This is a genomic window from uncultured Eudoraea sp. (genome assembly GCF_947258525.1).
Taxonomy (GTDB): domain Bacteria; phylum Bacteroidota; class Bacteroidia; order Flavobacteriales; family Flavobacteriaceae; genus Eudoraea.
Map to the genome: position 1 here is coordinate 6,012 of NZ_CAMYIP010000002.1, position 4,822 is coordinate 10,833.

The following is a 4,822-nucleotide window of genomic DNA, read 5'->3' on the forward strand; positions in this document are numbered from 1 at the left end:
GTTCAGAATTTGTTCCCATAATTAATGCCATGGGAAGGGTTTTAGCAGAAGATGTTTATGCAGACAGAGATTTTCCTCCTTTTAAAAGAGCAATGAAAAATGGTATTGCCCTAAACTTTGATGCTATTGAGAATGGACGCAGGTCCTTTGAAATTAAAGGAATCTTAGCTGCCGGGAAACCTACATTCCCTTTTCTTGAAACTGGAGATTGTATTGAAATAATGTCCGGTGCCGTAGTTCCCTTCGAAGCCGATACGGTAATTAGATATGAAGATCTGAGTATAGAAAAAGATATAGCTACAGTCCATAATTTACCGACTAAGGGCCAAAATATCAACCTCCGTGGAAGTGATAAACTCAAAGGCGAAAATATTTTAAAAAAACACAAGCTACTCTCAGCCGCTGAAATGGGAATCTTAGCCAGCATTGGCCAAAATAGGGTATTGGTTAAAAAGATGCCTCGGGTTGCTGTAATTGCTACGGGAAACGAGTTGGTAAAAATAAATGATCAACCATTGCAGCATCAGATTAGAAGATCAAATGAATATTCGCTTCATGGTGCCCTGGAAAGAATGTGCATTACTCCTATGCTTTTGCACGTGGAGGATGATAAGGACTTGATGCGCCAAAAGTTGAGTTATGCAATAGAAGCTATGGATGTGTTGCTTTTAAGTGGTGGTATTTCAGTTGGAAAATTTGATTTTATTCCTGAAGTCTTGGGGGATTTAGGCGTAGATAAATTGTTTGGTCAGATAGCTCAAGAACCAGGCAAACCATTTTGGTTCGGCACTCATAAGAATGCCAATACAGTAGTTTTTTCTTTTCCGGGAAATCCAGTTTCCACCTTTGCAAATTTTCATATTTATTTCAGAGATTGGTTGCATAAATCGTTAGGATTACCACTCAATAAAAAAGATGTGCTTTTAAATGATTCTTTTGAGGTTAGTGGGGAATTAACTCAAATTATCGGGGTAAACATAAATTGGGATAACGGAGTTGTTTTTGCATCAAAATCTATCATTGATAACCCGGGCGACTTGATTTCCTTGTCAAAAATAGATGGTTTTATTCTCCTCTCTCCTGTCCATAAAAGCTATCAGAAAGGGGAGTCAGTACCATTTATACCAACGAGACAAATAATTTAAATGAAAATCAAGATCAAGATAAAAAAGGACACTCGGTCAATATACAGGCGATGACTTTAAGAGAAGAAAATATACCTTATTGTTTTTTCCGTCTTAAATAGCGAAAGAAATATTCAAAGTTACCATTGTACCAAATTGCAAAAACAAAACTTGTATATAAGACCCATTGCGGCATTATTTCAATATAAAAGTAGGCATTCAATATTAAAAGCATTAACGCTGTCACCGAAATAACAGTGGAAATAATTGTTTTTCGACCTCGATTATTAAGTAGAATCATTAAAACAATAATGCCCCCCAAAATTGGTTTTGCATGTAATAGAAAAGGAGCTAATTGTGAATAATTTATATCAAAGAACATGAGGATCGCTCCTGTATATGCTACAACACAAAAAGGACACTTTGGCAGCAGTATCAACAATAATGTGGATAGAAATGAAATATATCCTTTAGAACCGCTTCCAATTTCAGTTGGCCGATGGATTTTTTTACAACAGGATGATTTCGAAGTTTCCATCTTTTTTAATGATAAGATCTATAAGGTATAAAAGGATATACTTCACCCTTCATAAATATTGTTTTATTTTGAGGCAATATCAAAAAACCATCTGCTTTTACCAAATTGGCAAAATCCCCTGATCCATTCCCTTTTACCGGGTTTGCAATCAAGCATCCATCGGTTTTACTTTCTAATTTTGCCTCTAAAAAATAAATTAAGTCAGGTTTAAAGTAGACCTCTTCATTCAAGGTCACATAAAACAATGTTTCCTCTATACCTAAGGATTTAATTAACCAAAACCTAAGATAGATATATACGCAAACAAATGAAGATACCGGGTTTCCCGGAAGTGCAAAAACCCGTTTATTATTTTTACTTGTCCCAAACCAAAAAGGCTTGCCTGGCCGTTGCTGTATTTTATGAAAATGTTTTACTACACCAAGCGATGTCAATACATCAGGTAAATAATCGAACTTTCCTTTAGATACACCTCCTGTAATTATGAGCAAATCAAATTCCTGAAGTAATTGGGCAAGAATAGTTTGCATTTTTTCCTTGTCATCGGGTAAATGCCTTAATTCTGCTGGAATTCCCCATTCTATTAAAGTGTTCTGAATACCATAAACATTAGATCTTCGTATCTGATGAGTAAGAGGTGTTTCGTGTACATCTACCAGTTCATCGCCAGTAGAAATTATTACGGCTTTAGGCATTTTCTTAACCGCTATAGTAAATTTTCCTGTAGCGGCAGCAACATTTATTTCGGCACTAGAAATAATATTCCCTGCTTTAGTGATTACAGAGTTCTTGACAATATCTGATCCTTTAAAATGAATGTTTTGGCGGTATTCAATTTCGGCAATATTAATACGGGCGTTTCCATCAGCTATGGTAAGGTCTTCATATCTGATTACCGTATCCGTATTATTAGGTAAAATTGCGCCTGTCATTACCTCAATACAGGAGCTTTTATCATCGAGAGTTTGCTGTGGTGACCCGGCTGGAGCTACCCCTTTAATAGGAAACTCACGTTGTCCATTTCGAAATGTATCATAATCAATGGCAATGCCATCCATTGTTATTCGATCATAAGGCGGCAAATCACGATCTGCTGTTAAATCCTCTGCAAGGACATAACCTCCACATTCCTTTATAGGAACTTGAATAGTCACAAAATTATTTTTATTTAGTTCTATTATGCTTAATGCCTCCTCGTATGTTATAAATGTCTTCTCCACAAAATTCAGCCTCCTATTGAACTCATACTTACCTCTCTACCCAGGGTATTTTTCCCGGATTTTTCTGCTTCAAAGCCGTTCTTGGGTTTTAATTTAATCAATTCCACAAACTTGGTTGTTAGTTCTTCATCTGAAATACCCCGGCGCATAAAGTCCCTTATACTAAATACGCCACCATCATATAGACAGGTTTTAATTTCGCCTTTCGCCGTAATACGTAATCTGTTGCAGGTATTGCAGAAAGTGCGCGAAAAGGCAGGAATAATCCCAATATCGCCCCTGAACTCATTTATCTGGTAATTGGTGGCAGTTTCACCATGCGATTTAGGTCTTGCGGACAAGCTGGGATATTCATTTTTAATAATTCGGTAGATATCGTTCGCCTTAAATATTTGAGCATTTTTTTTATAACCACCATTAAAGGGCATTTCTTCGATAAAGCGAATATTCACCGGATGGCTTTTAGCAAATTCTGCAAGAGGGAGTATATCCTGTGTATTTACACCAAACATCACCACAGCATTGATTTTAAGATTGAATCCCTCATCTAATAGACTATTTAAGGCTCTAATCACTTTCGTAAAATCATTTCTACGTGTAATTTTTTTAAAGCGTACTTCATCGAGGGAGTCTATACTTAAATTAATGTTTTTTATTCCGAGTTCTTTTAGTTTTGGGATATGCTTTTCTAACAATGTACCATTGGAAGTAATATGAATTGAGTCATAGATTTGCAGTTCATTAGTACTTTCTAGCAACTTTACAAAGTCTTTCCTCAAAAAAGGTTCACCACCAGTGAATCGAACTTTTTTGAACCCTAGTTTGCCAAGAACAGACAGGAGCCGGGTTATTTCTTCATAAGTTAGTAAATGTGCCTTAGGTTCATATGTAATGCCCTCCATAGGCATACAATAAAAGCATCTCAGGTTGCAGCGATCTGTTACAGCAATTCTTACATAGTCTATTGTTCTGTCAAAACTATCTTTAAGCTGCATGTTAAAAAATGAATTAATTAAAAATTAAACGAACTTGAATATTTAACCTAAATTTTGGAGATGAAAATCTAAAAAAATTTTAATATTGTTAAAGGCTGGATGTTAAAAATACAACAAAATCTAATTACAGGCATGTGAATTATCTGTTAATTAAAATGGCCACTTGTCACTAAATAATGAAATTAAATAAAATAATAAAAGATGAAGGAAATTAAATCCATTTTATCTCTTTATAATAAATTTAAGTCTTCAAACGAAAAAGCAGCTATTGCTCAAGTAGTTAGGGTAGAAGAATCATCTTACCGAAGAGAAGGAGCAAGGATGCTTGTTTTTGAATCTGGAGTTTTTGAGGGAGGTATAAGTGGAGGCTGCCTGGAGGGTGATGCCTTAAAACGATCACAGATGGCAATTTTTAAAGAGAAGCCGTCCATAGTAACTTATGACACTTCAAAGGATGATGAAAACCAAATAGGGGTAGGCCTAGGTTGCAATGGGGTGATTGATGTATTAATTTCACCCATAACAAGTACTTTATCTACCATACCCTTACTGGAAAAATGTGTTTCTTCCAGACAGTCTCATGTTTTGATTACAATAACGGCTTGTCCGGAAGATCCTGAATTGTTGGGAACTACTTACTATTTTGACACAAAAGAAAACACTATAGAAGGCGGTAAATTAGATCTTGAACTTAAAGAAGAAGGGATTCCGGTAAAAATAACTTCTATAAGTGGAGAAGTTAAGTATTTTAAAGCTCCCATTAAGTTAGTTCCTAAAAACAAAAATAAGTTAGTTCCTTTACAAATATCAATAGACTCCATTAAATTTGAAGCATTAGATAAAAAGAGAGAGATTGTAATGGTAGATGGTAAAATCGACCTTTCTTGTTGTAAAAATAGAGCTGTAAATATGGAATTATATGATAAAGATGATAATTTCATTCAA

5 protein-coding genes are annotated in these 4,822 nt (G+C 35.2%); 3 read left to right on the forward strand and 2 right to left on the reverse strand.

Going from position 1 to position 4,822, the window contains the following annotated elements; translation table 11 throughout:
* Nucleotides 1–1,145: molybdopterin molybdotransferase MoeA (locus tag Q0X89_RS00065; protein ID WP_297690564.1), on the forward strand; the 1,145-nt coding region annotated here is incomplete at its 5' end.
* A gap of 359 nt (nucleotides 1,146–1,504) precedes the next feature.
* Nucleotides 1,505–1,693: a hypothetical protein gene (locus Q0X89_RS00070; RefSeq protein ID WP_297690565.1), complete on the forward strand. Its 189-nt coding sequence runs from the start codon at nucleotides 1,505–1,507 to the stop codon at nucleotides 1,691–1,693.
* Here the strand turns inward: Q0X89_RS00070 and Q0X89_RS00075 are convergent.
* Nucleotides 1,668–2,882 carry a molybdopterin molybdotransferase MoeA gene (locus Q0X89_RS00075; RefSeq protein WP_297690566.1) on the reverse strand — a complete coding sequence of 405 codons (1,215 nt, stop codon included), beginning with the start codon at nucleotides 2,880–2,882 and terminating at the stop codon, nucleotides 1,668–1,670. The genes Q0X89_RS00070 and Q0X89_RS00075 overlap by 26 nt on opposite strands.
* Before the next feature lie 5 nt (nucleotides 2,883–2,887).
* A complete protein-coding gene (gene moaA, locus Q0X89_RS00080) occupies nucleotides 2,888–3,877 on the reverse strand; it encodes a GTP 3',8-cyclase MoaA (RefSeq protein ID WP_297690567.1) in 990 nt (329 codons plus the stop codon).
* Nucleotides 3,878–4,078: 201 nt separating this feature from the next.
* Here moaA and Q0X89_RS00085 point away from each other — a divergent pair.
* On the forward strand, nucleotides 4,079–4,822 hold a 744-nt coding region (locus Q0X89_RS00085), incomplete at its 3' end, for an XdhC family protein (RefSeq protein WP_297690568.1).

Coding starts and splice junctions, on each gene's coding strand:
- Q0X89_RS00070 (WP_297690565.1), top strand. CDS start 1,505: ATGAGGATCGCTCCTGTATATGCTACAACACAAAAAGGACACTTTGGC.
- moaA (WP_297690567.1), bottom strand. CDS start 3,877: ATGCAGCTTAAAGATAGTTTTGACAGAACAATAGACTATGTAAGAATT.